Source organism: Iodobacter violaceini (genome assembly GCF_011601265.1).
Lineage (GTDB): Bacteria > Pseudomonadota > Gammaproteobacteria > Burkholderiales > Chitinibacteraceae > Iodobacter > Iodobacter violaceini.
Genome location: NZ_JAAOLX010000002.1, coordinates 22,436 through 46,114, shown reverse-complemented (window position 1 = coordinate 46,114; position 23,679 = coordinate 22,436). Strand labels below are relative to the sequence as shown.

Annotated in this window: 25 protein-coding genes and 1 pseudogene; 10 read left to right on the top strand and 16 right to left on the bottom strand. The window is 48.5% G+C overall.

Annotated elements, in window-relative coordinates; translation table 11 throughout:
- Position 1: 1 nt before the first annotated feature.
- Positions 2–1,966, bottom strand: a complete 1,965-nt coding sequence (locus tag HA050_RS22455) for a deaminase domain-containing protein (protein ID WP_166822238.1) — start codon at positions 1,964–1,966, stop codon at positions 2–4.
- Between the two features lie 48 nt (positions 1,967–2,014).
- On the opposite strand from HA050_RS22455, the gene HA050_RS03690 reads away from it, so the two are divergent.
- Positions 2,015–2,404: a hypothetical protein gene (locus HA050_RS03690; RefSeq protein ID WP_166822235.1), complete on the top strand. Its 390-nt coding sequence runs from the start codon at positions 2,015–2,017 to the stop codon at positions 2,402–2,404.
- Positions 2,405–2,407: 3 nt separating this feature from the next.
- On the opposite strand, the pseudogene HA050_RS22525 reads toward HA050_RS03690, so the two are convergent.
- The 6 genes and pseudogenes from HA050_RS22525 to HA050_RS03655 form a co-directional block, all read right to left on the bottom strand.
- Positions 2,408–2,679, bottom strand: a pseudogene (locus HA050_RS22525) (hemagglutinin repeat-containing protein); the annotation flags it as partial.
- Between the two features lie 160 nt (positions 2,680–2,839).
- Entirely contained in the window at positions 2,840–3,610 is a 771-nt protein-coding gene (locus HA050_RS03675) for a hypothetical protein (RefSeq protein WP_166822228.1), read from the bottom strand.
- 145 nt (positions 3,611–3,755) lie between these two features.
- On the bottom strand, positions 3,756–4,343 hold the full coding sequence (locus HA050_RS03670; RefSeq protein WP_166822225.1) for a DUF416 family protein: 588 nt from the start codon (positions 4,341–4,343) through the stop codon (positions 3,756–3,758).
- A 377-nt stretch (positions 4,344–4,720) separates the two neighbouring features.
- Complete coding sequence (locus HA050_RS03665) at positions 4,721–4,957, bottom strand: hypothetical protein (RefSeq protein WP_166822222.1); 237 nt, start codon at positions 4,955–4,957, stop codon at positions 4,721–4,723.
- Between the two features lie 269 nt (positions 4,958–5,226).
- Entirely contained in the window at positions 5,227–6,564 is a 1,338-nt protein-coding gene (locus tag HA050_RS03660; RefSeq protein ID WP_166822219.1) for a Fic family protein, read from the bottom strand.
- Positions 6,565–6,655: 91 nt separating this feature from the next.
- A complete protein-coding gene (locus HA050_RS03655; protein ID WP_115227345.1) occupies positions 6,656–6,928 on the bottom strand; it encodes a hypothetical protein in 273 nt (90 codons plus the stop codon).
- Positions 6,929–7,137: 209 nt separating this feature from the next.
- Between HA050_RS03655 and HA050_RS03650 the strand changes: the two genes are divergently transcribed.
- The 4 genes from HA050_RS03650 to HA050_RS03635 all read left to right on the top strand — a co-directional run bounded on the left by HA050_RS03650 (position 7,138) and on the right by HA050_RS03635 (position 9,631).
- On the top strand, positions 7,138–7,557 hold the full coding sequence (locus HA050_RS03650; RefSeq protein ID WP_115227344.1) for a YkgJ family cysteine cluster protein: 420 nt from the start codon (positions 7,138–7,140) through the stop codon (positions 7,555–7,557).
- A 50-nt stretch (positions 7,558–7,607) separates the two neighbouring features.
- On the top strand, positions 7,608–8,141 hold the full coding sequence (locus tag HA050_RS03645; protein ID WP_166822216.1) for a flavodoxin domain-containing protein: 534 nt from the start codon (positions 7,608–7,610) through the stop codon (positions 8,139–8,141).
- 35 nt (positions 8,142–8,176) lie between these two features.
- Complete coding sequence (locus HA050_RS03640; protein WP_166822214.1) at positions 8,177–9,178, top strand: nucleoid-associated protein; 1,002 nt, start codon at positions 8,177–8,179, stop codon at positions 9,176–9,178.
- Between the two features lie 258 nt (positions 9,179–9,436).
- Complete coding sequence (locus HA050_RS03635; protein ID WP_166822211.1) at positions 9,437–9,631, top strand: hypothetical protein; 195 nt, start codon at positions 9,437–9,439, stop codon at positions 9,629–9,631.
- A 75-nt stretch (positions 9,632–9,706) separates the two neighbouring features.
- Here HA050_RS03635 and HA050_RS03630 read toward each other — a convergent pair whose 3' ends face one another.
- Positions 9,707–10,204 carry a GNAT family N-acetyltransferase gene (locus tag HA050_RS03630; RefSeq protein WP_166822208.1) on the bottom strand — a complete coding sequence of 166 codons (498 nt, stop codon included), beginning with the start codon at positions 10,202–10,204 and terminating at the stop codon, positions 9,707–9,709.
- A gap of 142 nt (positions 10,205–10,346) precedes the next feature.
- On the opposite strand from HA050_RS03630, the gene HA050_RS03625 reads away from it, so the two are divergent.
- The 5 genes from HA050_RS03625 to HA050_RS03605 all read left to right on the top strand — a co-directional run bounded on the left by HA050_RS03625 (position 10,347) and on the right by HA050_RS03605 (position 14,357).
- The gene (locus HA050_RS03625) at positions 10,347–11,264 is read left to right on the top strand and encodes a LysR family transcriptional regulator ArgP (RefSeq protein WP_099400184.1); all 918 of its coding nucleotides are present in this window, start codon (positions 10,347–10,349) and stop codon (positions 11,262–11,264) included.
- Positions 11,265–11,432: 168 nt separating this feature from the next.
- The gene (locus tag HA050_RS03620) at positions 11,433–11,960 is read left to right on the top strand and encodes a YbhB/YbcL family Raf kinase inhibitor-like protein (protein ID WP_166822206.1); all 528 of its coding nucleotides are present in this window, start codon (positions 11,433–11,435) and stop codon (positions 11,958–11,960) included.
- Positions 11,961–12,020: 60 nt separating this feature from the next.
- Positions 12,021–12,815, top strand: coding sequence for a helix-turn-helix transcriptional regulator (locus tag HA050_RS03615; RefSeq protein WP_166822203.1), 795 nt, complete (start codon positions 12,021–12,023; stop codon positions 12,813–12,815).
- A 182-nt stretch (positions 12,816–12,997) separates the two neighbouring features.
- Positions 12,998–13,495: a DUF4442 domain-containing protein gene (locus HA050_RS03610; protein WP_166822197.1), complete on the top strand. Its 498-nt coding sequence runs from the start codon at positions 12,998–13,000 to the stop codon at positions 13,493–13,495.
- Between the two features lie 49 nt (positions 13,496–13,544).
- A complete protein-coding gene (locus tag HA050_RS03605; RefSeq protein WP_166822194.1) occupies positions 13,545–14,357 on the top strand; it encodes a crotonase/enoyl-CoA hydratase family protein in 813 nt (270 codons plus the stop codon).
- A gap of 139 nt (positions 14,358–14,496) precedes the next feature.
- On the opposite strand, the gene ddlA is transcribed toward HA050_RS03605, so the two are convergent.
- The 8 genes from ddlA to accD all read right to left on the bottom strand — a co-directional run bounded on the left by ddlA (position 14,497) and on the right by accD (position 23,603).
- Positions 14,497–15,594, bottom strand: coding sequence for a D-alanine--D-alanine ligase (gene ddlA, locus HA050_RS03600; RefSeq protein ID WP_166822191.1), 1,098 nt, complete (start codon positions 15,592–15,594; stop codon positions 14,497–14,499).
- A 143-nt stretch (positions 15,595–15,737) separates the two neighbouring features.
- The gene (locus HA050_RS03595; RefSeq protein ID WP_166823439.1) at positions 15,738–16,913 is read right to left on the bottom strand and encodes an O-succinylhomoserine sulfhydrylase; all 1,176 of its coding nucleotides are present in this window, start codon (positions 16,911–16,913) and stop codon (positions 15,738–15,740) included.
- A gap of 153 nt (positions 16,914–17,066) precedes the next feature.
- Positions 17,067–18,191 carry an HD domain-containing phosphohydrolase gene (locus HA050_RS03590; RefSeq protein WP_166822188.1) on the bottom strand — a complete coding sequence of 375 codons (1,125 nt, stop codon included), beginning with the start codon at positions 18,189–18,191 and terminating at the stop codon, positions 17,067–17,069.
- A 332-nt stretch (positions 18,192–18,523) separates the two neighbouring features.
- Complete coding sequence (purF, locus tag HA050_RS03585) at positions 18,524–20,065, bottom strand: amidophosphoribosyltransferase (protein ID WP_166822185.1); 1,542 nt, start codon at positions 20,063–20,065, stop codon at positions 18,524–18,526.
- Positions 20,066–20,204: 139 nt separating this feature from the next.
- Positions 20,205–20,696 carry a CvpA family protein gene (locus tag HA050_RS03580; protein WP_166822182.1) on the bottom strand — a complete coding sequence of 164 codons (492 nt, stop codon included), beginning with the start codon at positions 20,694–20,696 and terminating at the stop codon, positions 20,205–20,207.
- An 8-nt stretch (positions 20,697–20,704) separates the two neighbouring features.
- Positions 20,705–21,451 carry an SPOR domain-containing protein gene (locus HA050_RS03575; protein ID WP_166822179.1) on the bottom strand — a complete coding sequence of 249 codons (747 nt, stop codon included), beginning with the start codon at positions 21,449–21,451 and terminating at the stop codon, positions 20,705–20,707.
- A 2-nt stretch (positions 21,452–21,453) separates the two neighbouring features.
- The gene (gene folC, locus HA050_RS03570) at positions 21,454–22,737 is read right to left on the bottom strand and encodes a bifunctional tetrahydrofolate synthase/dihydrofolate synthase (RefSeq protein WP_166822176.1); all 1,284 of its coding nucleotides are present in this window, start codon (positions 22,735–22,737) and stop codon (positions 21,454–21,456) included.
- Complete coding sequence (gene accD, locus HA050_RS03565; protein ID WP_166822173.1) at positions 22,737–23,603, bottom strand: acetyl-CoA carboxylase, carboxyltransferase subunit beta; 867 nt, start codon at positions 23,601–23,603, stop codon at positions 22,737–22,739. Before accD ends, folC begins: the two co-directional genes overlap by 1 nt.
- Positions 23,604–23,679: the final 76 nt, after the last annotated feature.

Below are 23,679 nucleotides of genomic sequence, written 5' to 3'. Positions count from 1 at the left end.
CTTATTTATAAGCAATAATTTTCCCATTATTATGATAAACGCGCACCTCAACATTTGGGAATAATTCTAAAAATTGTCTAGAAATTACATCCGTACAGCCCACGCATGGTGAACGCTCAGTAAACAAATCTACTGTAGCACTTACTTTATTATTCATTTTATATTGCTGAGAAAAATTCTCTAATATTTTATACTCCGTATCAACAGCACGATCAATTTTCGACTCAAAAACAACTAACGGCTTCAGAATTCGCTTACTCTCCGCAGGAAGAGTAGCAAAGCCATTAACCACGCTATTTGCATCGTTCCCAAAACCAGAATACGCCTTAACTTCAACGGGCATTTTCCCATCAACACGTATTGTCGCCGTCGCTAAATTACCTGGCAAATGTCCTTTCTCATTCAAAACATTCAGGTTTGCATCCAAACGAACTTGCGCTGCTTTACCTTGCAAATCAAACCATTTATTCACCAAAAAATTCTCGGCATCCCGGCCAGAATTAAGCTCAACTCTGGTCTTTGCAATCGTTTCAGCTTCTAATTTTGCTAATGCTTTTGCTTCTATATTTTTAGCAACTAAATTACCCACTGCGGCTTTCGTAAGCGTGCCACCAACCTTAAATAATGGGATGAGAACATCTTCAACAATAACCGGATCTAATGCAGGCTCGCCTACTTTTGAGTACCGAATAGAGCTTATACCTAGTTGATTGATTGTAGCGACCTCCTGCTCGGCCTTAGCAATCAATGCTTTCTTAGTATCAATAATATCTTGATATTTTTCAGGTGTGCAGTTCTGTACTACAACAGAGCAACCACCTGTACCCGCTTTAATTAATTCAGCCAGTTGATTCTGCTGATCAATTAATACGGCTTTCGTTACCGCAGCGATTTCTTGGCATGCTCCTTGTATATTACAGCTATCAATTGCTGCTTTTAAAGAGAGATCACGCTTTTTATCGGTAGTCTTGAGCTCTTCAGCTTTTTTACAACTGCCACTATTTGTGACATTGCATGCTTTTTCTGCAGCAATAAGCTCTTTCTTTTCGCTACGACTTAAAAAATTATTCTCCATCTCAATCTGCGCCGCATTATTCGCCGCTGCTGCATTGCCATCCGTGGCCACAGCAATGCCGGTGATGATGGAGCCAACCAGATTCTTACGTTTCTCCTTCTCGCTGGCCTTCATCTTATCTGCATTGGTGTTTTCAATTTCTGATAAGACGTTGTTGATGACAACACTCGATGCCGCGCCCACGGCGGCGCTGCTGCAGTTGCTGGCTGAGACTGCCGCTCCGGCGCAGGAGGCGATGGCGTGCAGGGCGGCGCGGACGTTTTGGCTGGTTTGGTTTTCTTCTCCCTTCTTCGTCTGGAAGCTGTCGGCGATGTCTTTGATCTTTTCAGCGCCGATACTTTGCAGGTAAGCCACAGAGGCGTTTTGCACCAAACCCGTTACGCCGCCGCTGACATTACCGCCCACTGCGGCTTGCAGTGCGGTCATGGCGCGGCCGTAGTCTCCTCCGGGTGTCCATCTATCTGCTTCGGTTTTTTGCTCGCCCAGACTCGTTATTTGAGCATCCAGCTGGCGGATCAGCGCCTGATTTTGCTGATCTTGTGGCTTGGCTTGTTCTGCTTTTAAGCTGGCCGTTGTGCCGTCCAGTGCTTTCTTCGCCGCATCCGCCTCAGCCGTGCGGTTGGCCATAAAGGTGTTGCCTTCTTGCAGGAAGGTTTTGGTGGCGCTGAATAGCTCGTTGATTTTTTCCGATTTAAAATCGTTAGCGAGTTGCTGCTGCGCGCCATCGGTGTCGCGGCTCAGGCTGGCGATGGTTTCGGCGGCAGTTTTACCGGTCAGCTCTTTTTGTTTGGCTTCGTCGGTGATGGTGATTTTGGCGGTGGCGATGGCGCTTTTGGTGGTGCTCGTGCCATTGTCTCCAGCGCTAAGGGCGACAGGCGCAGTGGCCGTCACGCCACTTGGGCCTGCATTGTAAAGCTTATTGCCCGAAGTGCTTGCGGCTTGATCGCTACTTGGGGCACTGCCATCATCGGCCTTTTTATCCGTACCGCCCATGCTAAAGCCACCACCAATGCCGATACTGCTGGCGCTGTATTCGGCGTGGTTGTTGATGTCTTTTTGCGTGAGCGTGCCGGTGCTCAGGGTGTTGTCCGCCGATTTGCTGGCGATCACCGCGCCGTTCAGGTCGGTATTCTTTTTAACCTTGATCTCAAAGCCATCTTTGCCTGCAAACAAGCCGCTTTGTTCTTGCACAGCCGCATAATCAGATTTGGTTTTATCTTGGCTAAAGCTGGCGCTGCCCGATACGCCTACCCTCGCCGTAACGCTCGCGCTTGCACTGGTCTGCTTGCTGTCAAACTGGCAGGTATCCTGGCGGCTGGCGAGTTTTAAATCGCCGCCGATGTCGGCAATGATTTTATTGCCGCTGACTACAGCCCCTTCTACGCGGGTGTCGTTGCCGGAGTCCAGCGTCAGGGTTTTACCAGCGTTGATATGGCTGTTTTGCTGAGCAGTATCTTTGCCGTCGGCATGGCCTCGGCTCAGGCTGCCGTTGGCCGTAAAGCCATAGCTGGCGCTGCCTTGGCCATCGTAATAGCCACCCCAGCGCCCCAGCTGGAGCTGCTATTTTTGCTGTGCTGCTCGCTCTCATCCAGCGCCGATTGCAAGTTGATATCGCCATCCGATTTCGACTCGCCATAAGTAACCGATTTAGGATCTGCAGCGGCGGTCTTGGCAGCATCGATGCTATTTTTTGCAGGCCTGCAGCAAGGCAAGACCAAACATACAATGTTGAAATATTTAACCTCTCACATTTCTCTATTTAATTTAAACAAAATCAGGCCGAGGAACATTTGGCATATTCTCATAAGCTTTTAATATGACTTCCAATGGAGTGAGCGTGGTCTCACGATGCCAATAAACGATCTTAAGCCAAATTGCCGCACGTATTGATTGACCATATCCCAACCAATCATCCTCTATTTTACTCTGTAGCATCTTCCTGCCCGCAGCAAAGAGCTCATCTGCATCAAAATCACCCCGAGAATAATGAAGACATAAAGCATATCCAAAATCACGCGGTGGTAATTTACGCTTTAATGATATTTTTTTAACACCATGATATTTCTCAAACTCGGCAATGCCCAACTCATATTGCTCAGCCTGAAAACACAGTGCCATATAATCATCCAAACACTCTTTAGCCATCATTGCTTTAGTGCAATAATCGTCGTTATAAACAGCTATCTCATAAGCTATTCTGGCTTCATTCCAGCTACTTAATGAATTAATCTCATTGTTTATCCATAAAGCCACAGCCAGCCCAATATGCATATCCATTGCATGTGACGCCGGAGAAGCGCCAAACCATTTTTCTTCATGGTTTAAAATGGCAGCATTAAGGTGATTAATCGCCCTAGGTATAAGAGGAAGCAGCTCCTTATGTAATCCAATGAGGCATGCATATATATACGTATACATATCACCACATGCAAAGTTACCAATCGGATCATACTCCTCCGCTTTATCTTTAAGATAAAAATTGAGCATTTCAACATTATAACCATTAACCCTCGATTTCTCTGGATTAAAAAACATAACCCCCCCTTAACAAGGCTTACCATAACAGTACTTAATAATAGTAAAACCTGGGACAGACCATGATTAATTTTCTTCATTGTATATTTGAACCATAACCTATCCCCAGCTTTACTTTTGTTCTATTAATTTTACTATTAATATTTCATTGACTATCTTCAAACCAATACCCCAAAGTTATGTCTTCAACAGCCCTATTTTTTAATCTTTTAATAAAAACTGGCCCAGTAATATCATTTTTTATTTCGTAAAAATCCCTGGTTTGCCGAGAAATTTCTTTTTTTATTAACTCATGCTCATCAATAGCCAGATCATTAGTCGAATTCACGGGGAGATCGACATTATCATAAGCGAGCCCGTCCACAATGTTCAAACAAAGCTCAGAAATATATAATGATTCATTTTTATCACTCCCCCCTAAAAGTCTCGATAAACAACTCAGAGCATCCACCACATCAATAGCAGTAGCAGAGCTACTATCAAAAGCTTCCTCTGGCAATATATTTTCAAAATTAAAAACAGGCACCCCGCATGCCCCCTCCAACCAATCCCATACTTTATCCAAACACAAGCGAATAATTTCATCCCCCGACCTATCTATATTTAAAGACGATCTCTTATAAGCTAAAAAACCTCTTTCACAACACAAAGTTGAAAACAAAACCAACTGAGTATGATCTAATTTTATTAACTCTATTTTTAGCATATTCAAATGAACTAACAATGGTCTCATCAATTTTATCTACCTAAAAAAAAGGGGGAATTGCACCAACCTTTTCGAAGCATGAAGTCAGGACTTATATTTCACTTGAAAAAAATTTACAGAAATTTGCAAATGCGATTAAATTAATTAACTTATTTAAAATTAAAAGCCTAGCCCAGTATTTTTCAAAACTGTATATTTTCTAATCAAACGACCGATCATATATCAAATTGTCGGCCCACACTTTTGCCTCACCCATTCCAATCATATATTCATGGTCGTTCCAGCAAACAACGAAATCCATTTCTAGGTTTGATACATAAAAAACAAAGCCAAATAATTCTTCAATAATCGATGAAAGGTCTTTAAAATTGTTTAGTAAAAAAATTGCAGGATCTACTTCCTGCTCAAAAAAAAACGACAATGCCCTTGCTGATAAAATCAGAAAAAATACATCTTTCACCAGGTAAATGTAACGAGCTATCCAATGACGATGCTCTGCTCCACAAAGGGGTCTCACCGCTTAAAAAAAACTTTCCCTCGCATGAGCGGCGAAAGGAAGCAGCGTCCAGTATTGCCATTTCTACACAATAAATATTTTGCTTTTTTGCTTCAGCAATAAAATCATCAGCTATGTATCTCATTTCAACACCTACACCTCACAAACACTTAAATAAAATACTAATTATTAAACAAAAAAATATAATTACACTCATCAAAAGATGAATTACCTTCACAAAAATCACGCAAATCATCCAACAATGCATTCATTTGTTTTATACCTACTTCAGGGAATATTATTTTCATTGCCATTTTATTTATTAAATAAATATAAAACCACTACACAATCGTTAGCCTAACTTGCATCTTTTTGCCATCAAGTCTGAAAACAATTAAACTCAGCCTATTGCTTTTACACCAGCCTTTGCAGTAAATCCGAGGGAGCGATATATAAAGTGCTTCTGCCATCTTTGCTTGGCAGCAATAAACGATATTCAGCCAGTTTGTTTAAATAGCTTCTGGCTGAGTTATCTGCAATGCCGTAATCGCTCACAATTTCTTTAACTGAGAAATACCTGCCAGGTGATTTTGTTGCTTTTTTAATTATATCTTTTTGTACAAAATTTAAAGACTGGCCAAATTTTGATTTTTCCAGCAAGGCAACCACCTGATTGAATTCTTGTGTTTTTTCTTCCAGATATTTCTTAAGCTCATCAAATGCTCTGATAATGATATCCAGCTGATAATCAATAAAATACGTCAGGTCATTCTGATCTGTTTCGGTGTAAAGATAAGATAAGCCGTAGTCTTTTGGGCTGTCTTTCAATAATTTACTGATCGAAATATATTTAAATAAATCGTATTCGCTTTTTAACATATACCAGTAAAACAAAGCCCTTGCGGTTCTGCCATTGCCATCCCGAAACGGGTGCTCGTAGCCCAGCATAAAATGCAGAATTATCGCTTTAACTACGGGGGCAATAAATTCGCGGCCATCCAGCCCGGAATGATTGGTATTGGCAAAGGCACAGAGTGCCTGCAGCCGGTCCTGGATCAGCTCGTGCGGGGGCGGCTGGTGGGCAATACCACCATCGCCATCTTCCACATAAATATCGTCGCCCCCCCTGAATTGGCCGGGCACCACACTATTGCCTGTTGTGCCCTGCGTAGCAACATGGTGAAAATCTAAAATCAAATCAACGCTTAATTCTTCATTACAGCTTTTTTCGGCTTTTTTCAGCAAAAAGAAATTATTCAGAATCATCCGCTCGTCTTCATTAAGCGGTGCTCTTTCGTCTTCCAGCATTTTTTTGGCCACTTCGCGCGTTGTGGCTGCGCCTTCCAGCTGGGCGCTGCTGATGGCTTCTTCCATAATCAGGGAAGACACCAAAAACTTGGCCTGAATCTGCATGGTTGCCGCCATACCTGCAACCACGGCCACGCTGCCGCCTGCGGTTTTTATGACCTGATGCAGCTTGGCTTCCATCGAGTTGGGAATGCAGTAGCTAAAAGATTCGCCATTCACATCAAACAGATCGACTTCTTTCATCTGAATAAAGCGCTGGAATTTAATCGCAAACCAGATATTTTGCGCCTCGGCCCTGGGCACCCGCCATTTAAGCTTATCCCAATGCAGGTAGCGGCCCTTGCTGTCTGTTAAATCATATAAAGGCAGATACTTTTGCAGCATAGGAAAATCAACATTAACCAAATCAAATTTTGGTGCTCTTTCTACTCTTGGCTTGGCCATTATCTCAAATCCTGAATTTTGCGTTTACAGACTTTAGCATAAAAAAAGGGCAGCGATTGCTGCCCTTTTAAATGAATGCTTTCCTGCCTGATTAAGCTTGTAAACCTTTCTTTAACAGCTCAGTCACTAATTCTGCCATGGTCACTTCCCGCGTTGCGGCAGCAGCATGCAGCTCTTTAATCAAATCGCCATTCAGCTTTACTGCAAAAGGAACCAAACCTGCGGCCTGATCGGCCTTACGTTGCTCGCGCTTATCCATTACTTTTGCAGCCTCTTGCCCAAAACGTCCCGGAGTACGTTCTTTTTTATTTTGTTCGTCGGATTTAAAGCCGTCTAATTTATATAACTGAAACTTACTTGCCATACTCTATTCCCCATTCAATCTGTAGCCATCATTGCCAGGCCCGCAGGCGGCGATGTACAGCTAAAAAATCCAAGGGCGAAGGATGCGGTGTTTTAGTCAACTGCGCAAGGCAGAAGTGAAGCCACCTCCCCGCCAGACATCGATTTATCTGCCTTGTGATGCAAAAAACAGGCAAAATACGCCCCCTCAAAGACAGTCAAGCCGTTTTCATGACAAACCCTTTAATTTATCACGCTCATCCCGACAATCCGGCGACATGGATCAAGTTTCGCGATGATTTATGCAAAAACTGCCAGTCTTCCTGTTGCACCATGCCGGTTGAAGTAAAGCTCAGCGATTTAGTCCGCATGAATCTGGTGGATGCTTTTGAAGCAGAAGGCGAGCCGCCTAAGCAAATTGCCAAGCGCTTAACAAAAGCGGGCATTATTGATCACTTTAATTTTAAAAACAGTATTTACACCCTCAAGCGTAAGGCAAACGGGGATTGCCGTTATTTAGATTTAAAAACGCGCCTTTGCACTATTTATGAAAACCGTCCTAACACCTGCCGCAACCATCCAAGGATTGGCCCGCGCCCTGGCTATTGCGCTTACCGCAGCCGCCCTGCCAAGTTGTTAATCACGGAATAACGCTGACCACGCTCAACACAGATTAATCATCACGGTGATACGCTAAAACAATGAAACCTATCCTCATTCTTTATGCCAGCCGTGATGGCCAGGCCATGCGTATTGCGCAAAAACTAGCCCTGCATCTTGATGCTTACCCGGTGCAGCTGGCCGATTTAAAAACACCCTCCGCGCAAATTGTTGCTTGCAAGGCGCTCATTGTGGTTGCTTCTGTACGCTATGGGCGGCACCTGCCCGAAGCCATACAGTTTTTTAAGCGCCATACAGCGCAAATATCACAGCTTCCCCTGGCCATTACCTCTGTCAGCTTAAGCGCCCGCAAAGGTGATGGCTCGCCAAATGGCTATTTAAAAAAGCTGCTTCAGCAGTTTCAGCTCAGCCCCTTTGCCGCGCTCTCTATCGCGGGCAAGCTCGATTACCCCCGCTACGGCTGGCTGGATACGCAGATTATTCGTTTAATTATGCGCATCTCCGGCGGCCCCAGCGATGGCACCTGCTGTGTTGAATACACAGACTGGCAGCAGCTTCAAAACTTTGCGCAACAAATCACAAGCTATCTTCGCCAGGATCACGCAGATGGATAGTAAACTGCGCCCCAAAGCCCTCACAGAGAAACACCATGACCACCCATACCATCAGCAACCTGATCAGCCATCAAATCAATAAAGAAGCCCACGGGCCGGTAAGCTTACGCTTAAGCGATAAAGAAATTACCCACACCCCTGCCGCACAAAGACTGATCGATCAGCTTTGTAAGCTCTACACCCAAAAGCTGGGCAAAGGCTTTGGCAGCTTTGAAGAAGATCAGGAAGCCTTTCCCATGCAAGGGCTGATTCGTCAGCTTATGGAAGGCGCAGATTTTTTAAGCAGCTCTAAACAAATGATGCAGCACCTGCTGCTGCGCTTAGAGCAAGAGCCCTTAGCCAGCGGCGGCCATGTGCTGATTGCCCGCATCAAAGGCGATGGCACAGATTTTATCCTGTTCACTATTTTGTCTGAAATTATGGGCACCATGCTGGATGAAGAGCTGAATGTGGCCGACAGCATCTACCTGGACACCAGCAATTTAAAAGTCGCAGGCAAAATTGATTTACAAGCATGGCAAAACGGCGCTGAGCGCTATATCAGCTTTTTGCGCGGGCGCGGCGATGTAGCCGCTTATTTCAAATCATTTTTAGGCTGCAACGATATTGTAGTGGCGCTGAAAGAAACACAAAAACTGGTACACGGCCTCAGCCAGTTTGCCGAAGAGCAGCATTTACAGCCTGCAGAGCGCGATCAGTTGTTTGAACGCGCCCACGAATACCTGGACGAGCTGGGCAACGCCAGCTGCGCCGTCACGCTGGAGCAGGTGGCAGAGCAAGTGTGGCCGGATGCCCCCATGCAATTACAAAATGTGCTGGACCATCAGGATCTGGCGTTAAACGATGGTTTTGTACCAGACCGCCGTGCCATCAAGCCACTGCGCACCTTTAAAACCAAAGCCCCCCACTGGAAGCTGGAATTTGACCGCAGCAGCTTACGCAGCGGCGCTGTGCATTACAACCCGGAAAATGACACCCTGGTTTTATCCAATATCCCAGAAGAAATGCGTAAGGAGCTACTTGCGGAAACCAAATGAAAACACGCCAAAATACGCAGTAAAAGATGTTGCAACGCAATAAATTTGCGCTAAACTAATCTGGCAAAGCGTGTGTGATCAATCACTTACTTGCTTTGCCAACACAAAAAACCTTGGTTGTAATATTACATACACAAACTATTTGGCGTAGTATCTTTAAACTGTAATCTGTAACAGCGATGCTAGTGTGGCAATGTGCTCGGTTTCATAACCTGAAACCTCAGTGATCAAACGGTAACCCTCAAAAAAGGTATTCCCATGACTCTGTCGACTACGTTTAAAACCCCCCGCCAGCGCCGTCAGCTGGAACAATCGCAAAGAAATATGGAAATTGTGGTAATGGGACTTCATCGTGCACAGTTTGAAGTAAGGCGTCAGATACGTAACGAGCTTGCAGATCGCGCAGCAGCCAAGGCAGAGAAAGAACTGGATTATCTTGAAAGCGGTAAATAATGAATCAGCAACAAAAAAAGCCACGAATTAATTCGTGGCTTTTTTTATATTATTACGCTTTAAAACAACTCTTTCTTATGCCGCCCGCAACTGGCGCTCATAAACCACATAATTACGATTAGGTTTCCAGCCAGCATCCTGATAAAGCGTTAATGCTTTGGCTTCACTCGCTTCAGATTCCATTTCCATATAGCCCACATTATGAGTGGCGGCGAAGTCTTCTGCGGCTTTGATTAATGCACGGCCAACGCCACGGCCACGGGCATCTTTGGTTACAAATAAATCATTAAGCAGCAATGTTTTCTGCATACGCAATGAAGATAAATTCCAATATAGCTGGGCAAAACCAACGGTTTTTGTGCCTTCACATGCGGTAAACAATACGGAATCGCCTGCTTTTAAGCGCTCTACCAAATATTGATGCCCTGCTTCTAAATCTGCCTTTTGATTAAAATGCTGGCGATATTCATCAAACAAGGCCCATGCGCCCCATAAACGCCAGATTTCGTGCAAGTCATTTAAATCAGCCTGGCGTATGGTTAGTGTTGTTCCATCATTTAATAGGGTATTCATTTTCTCATCATCCGGATAAATCATTAAGCAGCGGTTTATTCTTTAGTGAACAACTGTTTTGTATTCCCTTGTTATTTAGCATTCAAACACATGCTTGATTTATGGTAAAACAAGCAATTCTTATGTTGCATAAGCCAAACTGATGCTTGACTACAAATTACTTGAAGCGCTGGACATGGTGGTGCGTGAAAGCAGTTTTGAGCGGGCTGCCAAGCGCCTGTTTTTAACGCAGTCAGCCGTGTCGCAGCGCATTAAATCGCTGGAAGAAAAACTTGGCAAAGTATTGGTGGTGCGTGAAAGCCCGGTACACGCCACGCGCGCAGGTGAAAAGCTGATTGTGCATTTTCGCCAGGTGCGCCAATTAGAGGCAGCCCTTGCCGAGCAAATCGATTTTAAAGAGCAGGATTGGCAGAGCGTGCGCCTTGGCGTAAATGCTGACAGCCTGGCGATTGGTTTACTGGATGCGCTGGCCCCGCTGTTAGAAAGCGAGCGCTTATTGCTGGAATGCGTAATCGATGATGAAGGCTATACGCTGGATTTGCTCCGTGCTGGCGATGTGGCCGGCTGCATCAGCACCCAGCCCAGCGCGGTAACCGGCTGCGCCGTACAAAGCCTGGGCAGCATGCCCTATGTGTTTGTGGCAACGCCTGCTTTTGCAGAGCGCCATTTCGCCCAGGGGTTTACCCAAACCGCGCTGATGCATGCGCCAACGGCTATTTTTGGCAACCGTGATTCCCTGCACAAACGCTGGTTAGGCGAGCGTTACGGCATTATGGATGATCACTTCCCCTGCCATCAGATTCCTGAAAGCCATGCGCTGTTTGATGCGGTATGCTTTGGCCTGGCTTACGCAGCAATTCCTTACGCACAGGCCAAGCCTGCCATTGCATCAGGCAAAATTATTGAGCTGGCCAGCAGCGAGCGTATTCATATCCCGCTGTATTGGCATCACTGGCAAAAACAAACGCAGGAAGCCAAGCGTATCAGCGATGCCGTGCTCGCATTTGGCCGCCGCGCCTTGCCTTCGCAAGAGGCTTCACTGTATTTGAATGCTTTGTAAACTTGATGCAAAGTGAGCCGCTTTTGCCCAAAGCCGAATCGGCAATCGAACCTGCTTTTATTCGAAAATGGCACGATCAGAGCGAAATCAGCTAAAAATAGAGCGTTTAAGGATAAAATGAACACACAAGATTTTATATGATGAGGGCTCTGATTAAGGAGCCTCACCATGAAAGCCATGCTATTAACCGCCTTACTGATTAGCCAAACTGTTTTTGCCGCTGATTTTAGTGTTCATAGCTCAGATATCAAGGCCGGCACACCAATGTCGGCCCAGCAAGAATTTAATGGCTTTGGCTGCAGCGGAGCAAACCTCTCCCCCCAGCTACAATGGCAAAATGCGCCAGCAGGAACCAAAAGTTTTGCCATTACGGTATTTGATCCAGACGCACCAACGGGCAGCGGTTGGTGGCACTGGAATGTGATTAACATCCCGGCTAGTACGACTTCTGTAGCCGCCGGCAGCGTCCCTAAGGGCGCACTGGAAACACGCACCGACTATGGCTCAGCAGGTTTTGGTGGTGCATGCCCGCCCGCCGGAGACCCCGCTCACCGTTATATCCATACCATCTGGGCTTTGGATATTGAACAGCTGCCCCTTGATGCCCAAGCCAGCGGTGCTTTAGTTGGCTATATGCTGAACCAACACAAGCTAGGCACTGCTCAACTGATCACCACGTATCAGCGAAAAAAATAAGATCGCTGGCTGGCTCCGCGCTTAACCAAACGATCCTCAATTAATCAAACGGAAGCCTGAATGAGCCAGCTTACAAGCCGTAGTATTCAGCAGTGCGTTGTTCAGGCCAAAACCACGCAGTCCTTACGAAAAGTGGGCTTTCTGCAATTTACGCTGATGCGGGTGCGCCATGGCGCCAAGCATATTTACTTGAACGAGCAAACGCAGATTGCCCGCAGCGGAGACATCGTCATTGTGCCCGCAGGTATGGAAATGAGCCTGTCCAATCAGCCCGATGCGCATGGCTATGTTTGCGAAGTGCTGCAACTAGACCCAAAGGTCATGCAAGCTTGCCGCAGCGCCTATCCTGAGGCTGTCCAAGCTCTGCAATCCACGGCGCTATGCGCCAAGCTCACCCCCGTCATTGCCCAACTATGGGATGAGCTTTTTACCGCCAGCCAGAAGGGCGAAGTGACCGAGCTGCTAGAACATCGGGCCCTGGGTTTATTGCTGGGGCTGGTGCTTGCAGGATTGGGCGGCGCGCTGTTTATTGACCGTCACTCCCCCGTTGTCACACGGGTTCAGCAACTGGTTTTATTTCAGCCAGGCAAAGAATGGACGGTGGAAGAGATGGCACAGCATTTGCAAATGGGGCCATCCACGCTGCGCCGCCAGCTTGGGCAGGAAGGCAGCTCGTTTCGCAAAATACTTGAGCAAGTCAGATTAAATACCGCACTGGGCATGATTCAAACCAGCAAACAGCCGATTGGACAAATAGCGAGCCAATGCGGCTATGCCTCTGCCTCCCGCTTTAGCAGTCGCTTTTACCAGTACTTTGGAGTCAAACCCTTACAACTCCGGGCAAGCGTAATGTAACGGAGCGGCCCTGCCTTGCTTCGCCATACCCTGCCCGGCTTATTGCGTTTAAAACACCACCGTAAGCTCTGCGACAAAACACAACATTAAAACGATCGTTTGTAAAGGCGGGATATTCCGGTCACAAGCGGCGCGGTTTCTTGCTATTTTATCTTCTACTCCAGCCAGATAAGGCCACCCAGATGACCCGCCCACTCAATAAAATGAGCCGTATTGCCGCCAAAACGGCCAATCTGCCACAAGGCTTACGCAGCTTTATCCTCACCCGCCTGTTTGGCCGTATCGTGCCGTTTTTAGCCACGGCTTCAGTGCAGTTTGAAGAAGTCGGCGCGGCGCGGCTGGTTGTCTCCATTAAAAACCGCCGCAAGGTGCAAAACCATATCAAAGGCGTGCACGCTGCGGCGATGGCGCTGCTGGCCGAAACCAGCACCGGCTTTGTGATGGGCATGAATGTGCCGGACGATAAACTGCTGCTGCTTAAGTCCATGCATGTGGATTACCAGAAACGCTCGCAGGGCGATATGCGGGCCGTGGCCACCTTAAGCGATGAGCAAATCGAGCTATTACACAGCACAGACAAAGGTAACTTCGCGGTCAATGTAGAGATCAGCGATGAATCTGGCGAAGCGCCCATTCAGTGCGAAATGGTCTGGGCATGGCTGCCTAAAAAGCGCGACTAAGCCTTTCACATCAACACCACCACAAGCTTCTGCTCACCAAGGATGCCCCATGCAATACGAAACGATTGAAGTAAAGGTCAGCAATGCCATCGCCCTTGTCACACTGAATCGCCCTAAAAAAGCCAATTCGCTCAACGCCCTGATGTGGCAGGAAATTAAAGCAGCGCTGAACTGGTGTGATCAAAGCGCCGAAGTACGCGCCGTGGTGCTTAATGGTGCCGGGCGAAATTTCTGTGCAGGGATTGATTTAATGATGCTGGCCGAAATCCAGACCAGCCTGACCAGCGAATGCGAAGCGCGTAATCGCGAAACCATCCGCAGCCTGATTCTGAATTTACAATCCTGCGTCAGCAGCCTGGAGCACTGCCGCAAGCCCGTCATTGCGGCCATTCATGGTGCCTGCGTAGGCGGCGGGCTGGATCTGGTGCTGGCCGCAGACTTCAGATACGCCAGCACAGACGCCAGCTTTAGCGTGCGCGAAGTAGCCATGGGGCTGGTGGCCGATGTAGGCAGCCTGCAGCGCCTTGGCCGCGTAGTGGGCGAAGGCATCGCCCGGGAAATGACCTTCACCGCAATGGATATGCCCGCCAGCGAGGCACTCAATGTGCGCCTAGTAAACAAGGTGCTGGCCAGCCCGGAAGAATGCCTGGCCGCCGCCATGCACACCGCCAGCGTCATCGCAGCGCAATCGCCACTTGCTGTGCGCGGCAGCAAACAGGTGCTGAACTACAGCCGCGATCACAGCGTGGCCGACGGCCTGGAATACGTCGCCACCTGGAACGGCGGCATGCTGCTCTCTGCCGATATCAAAGAAGCCATCACCGCCCAAATGAGCGGGCGCGCGGCACAGTATTTGGATTAAAAACGCAGGAAGGGGCATAAGTATCTGCACAAGTTTGATGTACTTATTCCCCCTTTGAAAAAGGCTCTGCCTGCATTAATAGTTGAAACATTACAGTGTGTGGATACTTACGCTTTTATATAGTGTGCAAGTCGCGGCATCAAACAGACGTTTTTAATTCTTCATTCAGTGCAAAACGCTGCATGGCCAGCTCAATCAATTGAGTGATGAGTTCTCTATACGCCAAGCCGCTGGCCTGCCACATAAGAGGATACATACTCATACTGGTAAACCCCGGAATCGTATTGATTTCATTTACAAGGAGGCTGCCATCCTTGCTCAAAAAGAAATCCACCCGGGCCATGCCCGTGCAACACAGCACATGAAAAGACTGCAAACTCAATGCTCTGACCCGATCAGTCATCGTCGGGTCTATATTTGCGGGTACCGTCAATTTCGCAGCCTTCTTATCGATATACTTCGCCTCATACGAATAGAAATCATGACTGCTACTTATTTCGCCAACAACAGAAGTAACTGGGTTGCCGTTCCCTAACACAGCACACTCGATTTCTCGCCCTTCAACAAACTTTTCCACCAAAACCTTGGTATCAAATTTAAAGGCGGCGTCTATTGCCGCTTGCAACTCAGACGCATCCTCCGCTTTTGCTACGCCAACAGATGATCCAAGGCTCGCGGGCTTAACAAACACGGGCAATCCAAGCTCTTCCAGCACTTTACGGCAGTCGATCGCGTCGCCCCGCCTGAACGCATAAAAGGGAGCAACTGGAATACCCGCCTCGCGCAATAATCGCTTGCTTACATCCTTGTCCATGCCAATGGCAGATCCAATAATTTCCGATCCAACACAGGGAACGCCAGCTAGTTTCAATAAGCCCTGAATGCTGCCATCCTCGCCACATGAGCCGTGCAATACAGGAAACACAACGTCAACAAACGTGCTGCTCGCCATGTCAGAAAGATGCACCAACCTCCCCTTGCCACCAGGAACAAACGAAACCAACAGGCCGGGGCTTATTGCGACCCCGTCTGACTCTGCTGCCGCCCCCCCGAGCAAAAAATCCAGAGAGTCCACCAGCAACCATCGCCCGGCTTTATCAACAAAAATCGGGACAAGCTCGAATCTGTCTGAATCGAGTGCATCCATCACATTTTTCGCAGACAGCAATGAGACTTCATGCTCAACCGACTTACCACCAAAAAGGATGCCCACTTTCACTAATGCTGTCTCTACCATGTGCTGCGCCCTTATCAAAAGCCAAAAATTGATTACAACTTGCCTGTATATTGTTTTCTAGTTTGGTGAAACGATCCTGATGAAGCTCTGACATACAAAAAGCCCAGCTAAGCAAGCTGGGCTTTAATTATTCAAAAAAAATATCAAGCCAAGCCCTGCTCCAGATCCGCAATCAAATCATCAATATATTCCAGCCCTACCGAAATACGGATCAGGCCTTCGGTGATGCCTGCTGCCTCGCGCGCGGCGGGGGTGATGCGGCCGTGGGTGGTGCTGGCAGGGTGGGTGATGGTGCTGCGGGTGTCGCCCAGGTTGGCGGTGCGGCTGATCAGCTGCACGGCATCGACGATTTTCCAGGCCTGCTCACGGCCGCCTTTCACCACAAAAGACACCATGCCGCCACCGGCGTTTTGCTGGGTCATGGCCAGCGCATGCTGCGGGTGCGAAGGCAGGCCGGGGTAGTAGACTTGCTCTACGGCGGGGTGCGCTTCCAGATAAGTGGCCAGCTTTAAGGCGGTTTCTGAATGGGCGCGCATGCGGATAGGCAAGGTTTCCAAGCCCTTGAGTAAAACCCATGCATTAAAGGCCGACAAGCTTGGGCCAGCGGTACGCAAGAATAAATACACAGGGTCAACCAGAGCAGATGAGCCCACGACCGCGCCGCCCAACACGCGGCCTTGGCCGTCAATATATTTGGTGGCCGAATGCACCACCAGATCGGCCCCCAGTGCGAGTGGTTTTTGCAGGATGGGGGTGCAAAAGCAGTTATCCACCACCAGCAAAGCGCCCCGTGCGTGGGCGATTTCGGCAATTTTGCGAATATCGCTGATTTCAGTCAGCGGGTTGGATGGCGTTTCCAGGAACAGCAATTTGGTATTCGGCTGGCAGGCATCGGCCCATTCGGTGGTGTCTGTAGCGGACACATAGCTAACGTCTACGCCAAACTTGCTGAGATAAACATTAAGCAGCTGAATGGTGGAGCCAAACAGGCTGGCCGAGGCCACCACATGATCGCCCGATTTTAAATGCGCCATAAACAATGACAAGATGGCACTCATACCCGATGCAGTGGCCACAGCGCGCTCTGCGCCTTCCAGGGCGGCAAGGCGTTCTTCAAAGGCGGTTACGGTGGGGTTGGTAAAGCGGGAGTAAATAAAGCCGGGCATCTGGCCGGTAAATTTTAATGAAGCTTCTTCAGCGCTGCCAACCACAAAGCTGGATGTCAGATACATCGCATCAGAGTGCTCGCCAAACTGACTGCGGGTTGTGCCCGCTCTGACGGCTAAAGTATCGGGGTGCAGGAATTCATCTTCAAACATGGCTTTCTCTACTTGATCACGGGCTAAGGAAGGGCATTCATTCAAGGCAGCAACATCCGCTTTTGGCGCTTATTATAACGTAAGCATTACAGCGCGCCGCCTCTTTCCCCGCTTATTCAGGCCTTTTTCCTTAACCAGCTCCATGTAATGCAATTACTCGTCTGCAAAACGATCCTGTATATGCCGCCGTTCCTGCTCTGCGCCACGCAGGGCATTCACGCATTCAGCATCCAGCCGCCCAAGCGCTGCTTCGTGCTCCAGCTCTGCCCATACCCGCTCTTCAGACCAAGACAGCTTATAAGGCCGTACATTGGTCAGGGCATCAAACACATCGGCCACGGCTACAATGCGCGCCTCCAGCGGAATATCGGCCATCAGCAGGCCACGCGGATAGCCAGAGCCATCGCCCCGCTCATGATGAGCCGCCACCATATTACGCATCACGCTGGTCGACATGTTTTCTGCCATGCCCAAGGCTGAAATAATCTGATCAATCAGATTTTCACCCATTTCTACATGCCTGCGCATAATCAGCCATTCTTCATCATTTAACTGGCCGGGCTTAAATAAAATCCGGTCTGGTATGCCCACCTTGCCGATATCGTGCAAAGGCGCAAATAAATAGACATATTCAACAAATTCATCAGGCAAAGAATGAGAATGCGCCAATTCTTTAGCAATAATGCGCGAATAACTGGCCATACGCTCCAGGTGGTTGCCGGTTTCCAAATCACGGACTTTGGCTAAATCACTGGCAATATGAACCGTGCCAATCAGGCTGCGCACGGCGGTGAGCTGCAATAAATAAAGCTGGGCAATTAAGCCCGTGAAAATATCTAAAAACCGGGCTGATTCTTCGGTAAAAAAACGATCCGATTTTGAATCAAAAAAGATAAACCCTGCCAGCTCGTCTCTTTGATAAACAGGCACGGTATAGCTGGATAAATAACCCATGCCTTTCAGCCAGTCTGTATGTTCTGTACATACTGGAAAGCTGTTGCTGATATCCTGCACAACCCGCGACTGACGGGCACTGGCCAGTGCTTTTAAGGATGGCACGTCCTGCAATTTTGCTTCATAAGCAGCCAGCGCCACACCATCGTGATTGCTGCTCACAAAGGTTTTCAGCGTGTCGCTGGCCGCGTCATAAATCGCCATAGCCACCCTGTCTACGCCGGGATAGCGGGACGAAATGACTTTATGAATGGTCTCCACACTTTCAGTCATGTTTTTGGCTGAAGGGCCCAGCTCTAAAAATTGGGGTATCGCATTTTGCATACAAAACCTGCTGATGATTTAGAAGCGCCATAAAAATACAAGGCCAGATTAAGCAAAAAATAAACTTGATTACTTAAACAATAGATTCAATCCATAGCAGCAACAAGACTACTGTTCACCTTTGGGCAGATAAGCAAAAAACCAGCGTAAGGAAATACCAGCAAACAGAATGTTTTTGTAAACATACGCATATCTTAAAAACCCCGTGCTCTTTTTAACCCGCGCCCTGCCCCAGCTGATGTGCCGCCGCAAGCAATTAGCAACGCAACAAATCAAAATCTCAGGCAAAAAAAACGCCAACCCTCAGGCTGGCGTTTTAATCTTGAACAGGCTTAAAGCAAATTCTGCTCGCCTACTCCAATATTCATATCTAATAAGCGGCTTTCTGCCACATCACCGGCTTTAGCTGATAAGGGTGACAAACGCTTTGCTTCTAATTCATCCAGATAGGCAGGCGTAATATCACCTGTAATGTATTGCCCATCAAAGCAGGATGTTTCAAAAGAAGTAATTGCACCACCGCTGGCTTTGCTGCACGCATCAATCAGAGCGTCTAATTCCTGATAAATAATGGCATCCACACCAATTTCATCGGCAATTTGCTGATCAGTGCGCCCTGTTGCAATCAGCTCGGCACGGGTTGGCATATCAATACCGTAAACATGCGGATACATCACAGGTGGCGCAGCGGATGCCAGATAGACTTTAGTTGCACCACAGTCGCGAACCATTTGCACGATCTGGCGGCTGGTTGTGCCACGCACAATCGAATCATCCACCAGCAATACATTTTTACCGCGAAATTCAACAGCAATTGGGTTCAGCTTTTGGCGAACTGATTTTTTACGGCTTGCCTGGCCCGGCATAATAAAGGTGCGGCCAATATAGCGGTTTTTCATAAAGCCTTCGCGATATGGCAAACCTAATTTATTGGCCAATTGCAAAGCGGAATCACGGCTGGTATCCGGGATAGGAATCACCACGTCAATATCAAGCTTTGGAATCACGGCAGCCACTTTATCCGCCAGATTTTCACCCATATTCAAGCGCGCTTCGTGTACCGAGATACCATCAATCACGGTATCCGGGCGGGCAAAGTAAACATGCTCGAAAATACAAGGCACCAGTACAGGGTTAGCGTGGCATTGCTTGCTTTGGAATTCACCTTCAAAAGTCACAAATACCGCTTCACCCGGCGCAATATCACGCTCAAATTTAAAGCCTAATACATCATGTGCCACCGACTCAGAGGCCACGATATATTCCAGGCCTTCCGGTGTTTCATGTGTACCAAGGCAAAGCGGGCGAATACCATATGGATCACGGAATGCCACCAGACCAAAGCCAGCAATCATGGCAACAACAGCGTAAGCCCCTTTAACCCGGGCATGCACCGCAGTAATTGCATCAAAAATGGTCTCCGCATTCAGCTCAGGGCCTTTTACGCGGCGGGATAATTCGTGAGCAAAAACGTTCAGCAGCGCTTCAGAATCAGAATTGGTGTTGATATGGCGCAGGTCAGTGCGGTACATATCGTCTTTCAGCTGCTTATCGTTAGTTAAGTTGCCGTTATGCGCCAGCACGATACCAAACGGGCTGTTGACATAAAAAGGCTGAGATTCAGCCAGGCTGGATGCAGATCCTGCGGTTGGGTAACGCACATGCCCAATGCCGGCATTGCCCATCAAAGAGCGCATATTGCGAGTGCGGAACACATCACTCACTAAGCCCTGCCCTTTGTGCATATGGAGCGTCAGCCCCTCTGCCGTTACAATCCCTGCTGCATCTTGCCCACGATGCTGTAAAACCAACAAGCCATCGTACAACAGCTGATTAACGGGTGTCTTGGCGACGATACCTACAATGCCACACATCAGAAATGCCCCTTTGAGTTCTTAATCGTAACAAATGCGTACTGCCAGTCAGTCTGGCAGTTAATTTTGGCCTGAACGGCAACTGCTAAAAACAAGGGACGAAAAACTCATCCAAATCAATCCGCCATCTGCAAGGCGGTTAATCATAATGAATGCGGGCTGCCAGCGCTTCTGGCAGCCAAATTTTAGCCATCACGGCCGCTTCTTCAAATAAGGGGCTGAACATGGCATTTCGCCATATTGTTTGCTTGGGCAGACTGGTAAACCCCGCCAGCAAGACCAGCGTTAAACTCAGTAAAAAACCTCGAACCAGACCAAAGCCTGCGCCAAAAAGCCGGTCAGCAGGTTTCAGGCCGGTGGCCTGCATAAATTGATTCAGCGTTACCCTCAACATAGCCGAGGCCACCCAGGTCACAAAAAAAATCGCCACAAAAGCGGCCAGATAGCGCAGCTCTTCATTAGGCAGATTTTTGGGCATCCATACAGACACCTGACTTGAGTAATGGCTGGCCAGCCAGAACGCCAAAACCCATGCCGCCAGTGCCAGCGCTTCCTGCACAAGGCCCCGCATCACTGAGAGCAGCATGGAAAGCCCCATGATGCCTAAAACCGTGTAATCAAAGCCAGTCATGCTTTAACCTATTTGCCAGACAGGTGCCCGCTAAATCCAAGCACTCCCATTTTTTTAAGGTAACTCTGCGCCTTTGCTTCATCGTTGACAGGGCCAACACGTACCCGGGTTAAAGCGCCTTTATCTGTAACTGTTTTTTCGGAATAAGCAGGAATCCCCGCGCCTTGTAACTTACTGACAACCTGTGCCGCTTTATCCGCATCGGCATAAGCACCAATTTGAATGTAATAACGCTTTGGATCAGCAGTCACTGCGGGTTTTGCTGCAGGAGCCACATCCAGCCCTTCCAGAATGCGCTGCGGATCAACGGCAGGCTTGGGAGTGGGCGCAGGTTTGGCTGCAGGAGCGGGTTTAGGGGAAGGTGTTGCGGTAGGAATCACCACTTTTTTCTGGTGATTAACCAGCTTACCCGGCAGCACGTTTTGTGCTGAGCTTGCTACGCGATAAGCAGGTTCGGGTGTTGCAACAGGAGGCTGAATTTCTTCTGGCACCGGGGTAATCAGTGCGGCACCGGCCTGCTCTGTGGCAGAGGCCTGCGCCACAACGACAGGCTCGGGCGATGGCTGTTGTAATGCCGGCGAGCTGGAAATAATTTCAATATTATTCCCCCCGGCAATAACGGCTGGCGGCGCACTATCCAGTGCAGTCCATAAAACGATCAGAGCAAACAGCACCAGTGCAATCGCACCCACAAGACGGCGGCGGGCACGTTTTTTAAGCTGCAGCAAATCATCGCTGACATTTCGGTTGATCATATTCAGCGCTCACGCGTCGCCATGACTTCAGCAACTGTGTAAAAGGATCCAAAGGCGAGAATTCTATCACTTTCATCCGCAAGCTTACAGGCCGAAGCGAAAGCAAGCGCTACATTCTCATAAATATTTATTTTCGCCAGCGGTGCAAGCTTGCCGACAATTTCAGCAAGTTGCGCCGGTGTTGCTGCTCGTGGCAGTTGCGGTGCGGCTAAATGCCAGACATCTATACGATCTGCCAATAAAGCCACCACACCAGCAATATCTTTATCCGCCATCATTCCCAGCACTGCATGGGTACTTGAATAAAAACCCATACTATCTAAATTGGCACGTAAGACTTTTGCCGCATGCGGATTATGCCCCACGTCCAGCACAACAGCAGGACGGCCGGGTAAAACCTGAAAACGCGCAGCCAGCTCGACTTCCAGCAGGCCACGTTTGATATCGCCAATCCCAACCGGCAGTACATCTTTTACCGCATCGAGCAGCGCCAGCACAACGGCAGCATTACCTAACTGGTACTGGCCGCGCAGAGCAGGAAACGGCAGCGCATGGCGGCGCACGCCTGCTTTATTCCACCATGTCCACTGCTGCCCTTCTGCCTGTTTTTCAAAGCCAAAATCCTGACCGATCAGTTGCAGATGCGCACCAATACGCTGCGCTTCGGCAATCAGTGTGGCAGGTGGCTCAGGGTCTGCGCAAAGCGCAATTTTGCCCTGCCGGTAGATGCCGGCTTTTTCATGCCCGATGGCTTCGCGGGTATCACCCAAAAATGACTGATGATCCAGCCCCACATTAACCACGGCAGAGGCAACAGGCTCAAAGGCATTCACGGCATCCAGACGGCCGCCTAAACCAACCTCCATCACGGCCACATCAACGCCTGCAGCCATAAACTGCTGCATCGCGGCTAAGGTGCCAAATTCGAAATAAGTAAGGGAAGTGTCGCCACGGGCAGTTTCAATGGTTTGAAAGCTGGCGACAATATCAGCATCAGAAGCGGGGCGAAGATTAATCGCCACCCTTTCCTGATAATGCAGTAAATGAGGTGAGGTATAAGTGCCGACTTTATATCCAGCTGCACACAAAATACTGGACAGCATGGTACAAACAGAGCCTTTGCCGTTTGTCCCTCCCACCAGCAGCACAGGAAAATCAGGTTTTAAACCTAAGGCATCCCGCACGCGAACAACGCGCTCCAAACCCATATCAATGGCGCTTGGGTGAAGTTGCTCTAAATGGGATAACCACGCATCAAGGGAGAGGGAATCAAACGGCATAGACATCAGTTAAGGGCTGGCTGTTTAGAAAGAAGGGTCATTAATTGCGCTAATTTCTGGCGCATCTCACGGCGGTCAACCACCATATCCAAAGCCCCTTTTTCCAGCAGGAATTCAGCACGCTGAAAACCTTCCGGCAGCGTTTCGCGCACGGTCTGCTCAATCACTCGCTGGCCAGCAAAGCCGATCAGGGCACCTGGCTCCGCCATGACGATATCGCCCAGGAAGGCAAATGAAGCAGATACACCGCCCATTGTCGGATCGGTCAGAATAGAAATAAACGGCAGTTTCTTATCTGCAAGCTTAGTCAGAATGGCGCTGGTTTTAGTCATTTGCATCAGCGAATTCAAACCTTCCTGCATACGTGCGCCACCTGAAGCGGAAACGCAAATAAAAGGTACATTGTTTTCAATCGCAGTCAGTACGCCGCGCGCAAAACGCTCGCCCACAACCGAGCCCATTGAGCCGCCAATAAATTTAAACTCAAATGCAGCCATAACTACAGGCACATTCTGAATCGCGCCCTGCATGACCACCAGTGCGTCTTCTTCGCCTGTTGCTGCCTGAGCCGCGCTCAGCCTCTCGCTGTATTTCTTGCTGTCTTTAAACTTCAGCACATCCAGCGGTTTAACTTCTGCGCCAATCTCAAACCGCCCTTCCTGATCCAGCAGGATATCCAGACGGCGACGAGCGGAAACAGCATTGTGAAAGTCACACTTAGGGCAGACTTCTAAATTGTTTTCCAGATCAGTGCGGTATAAAACCGCGCTGCAGGCCGGGCACTTGTGCCAGAGGCCTTCCGGTACACCGGACTTACTCACCGTGGTACGGATCTTAATCTTTGGCGGAAGCAGTTTTTGCAGCCAGCTCATTGTATTCCTCCATCAGCACCGCTCTAAGGGGCATTAAAACCCCGCCATCTTTGCAGATGACGGGGTTTTAAAACAC